Annotated in this window: 1 protein-coding gene; it reads left to right on the top strand. The window is 64.2% G+C overall.

Features of this window, described 5'->3' with window-relative positions:
* Positions 1-257: hypothetical protein (locus tag JI667_RS22225; RefSeq protein ID WP_206858695.1), on the top strand; the 257-nt coding region annotated here is incomplete at both ends.

The following is a 257-nucleotide window of genomic DNA, read 5'->3' as shown; positions in this document are numbered from 1 at the left end:
AGAATGGCGAGGCGTTCTTGCGGATCTCGCTGGAAGCCACGACCGAGACCGAGGCGACGCTGCGCGTGGTCAATACATGCGGCACGCCCTTCGTGCCGCATGAAACGGTGGTCGGCTCGGGGCTGGGGCGCTCGTTGATCGCGGGCTTCGCCACGCAGGTGGGCGGCGTCGTGACCACGGATATCACCGAGGAATATTACGACTTCAGGCTGGTCTTCGAAGGGTCGGTCTTCGATCCGGACCCGGCCGATCACAAC

The sequence above is a fragment of the Bacillus sp. NTK074B genome (assembly GCF_017303375.1).
Lineage (GTDB): Bacteria > Bacillota > Bacilli > Bacillales > Bacillaceae_B > Rossellomorea.
Note: the sequence above shows the minus strand (reverse complement) of the source record. Positions and strands in the feature narration are given on the sequence as shown.